This is a genomic window from Spirillospora albida (assembly GCF_000718255.1).
GTDB lineage: Bacteria > Actinomycetota > Actinomycetes > Streptosporangiales > Streptosporangiaceae > Spirillospora > Spirillospora albida.
In genome coordinates this window covers 1-503 of the sequence record NZ_JOFJ01000065.1, presented here as the reverse complement: position 1 = coordinate 503, position 503 = coordinate 1, and the positions used below count along the sequence as shown (strand labels likewise).

Genomic DNA, 503 nt, shown 5'->3' with positions numbered 1-503 from the left:
CCTTCGGCGACGGTGGTGAGGTTGAGGGCGTGGGCGATTTGGGCGATGGAGGTGGCGATGGCGGCTTGTCCGATGGTGCCGGTGACTTCGTCGACGAAGGTTTTGTCGACTTTGAGGACGTCGACGGGGCAGGTGCGCAGGAGGCCGAGGGAGGAGTGGCCGGTGCCGAAGTCGTCCAGGGCGATCTTCACCCCGAGGGCCTGCACCGCCTGGACGGTGTCGACCGCCAGGCCGCCGTCGAACACGGCGGTTTCGGTGATCTCGATGAGCAGGTGGTGGGGGTCGAGGCCGGTCTCGGCCAGTACGTCGGCGACGGTTTGGGCGAAGGAGGGTTCGCGGAGTTGGCGGGCGGAGACGTTGACGGCGAGGTGGGCGGGTGCGGATGTGCCGTGGGTGTGCTGCCAGTGGACCATCTGGCGGCAGGCTTGGCGCAGTACCCAGGCGCCGATCTGGACGATGGTGCCGTTGCGTTCGGCGACGGGGATGAATTCGGCGGGTGAGAC

The 503-nt window shown here is 68.0% G+C and carries 1 protein-coding gene; it reads right to left on the bottom strand.

Features of this window, described 5'->3' with window-relative positions; all coding sequences use genetic code 11:
- On the bottom strand, positions 1 to 503 hold a 503-nt coding region (locus IE99_RS0128530; protein WP_030177524.1), incomplete at both ends, for an EAL domain-containing protein.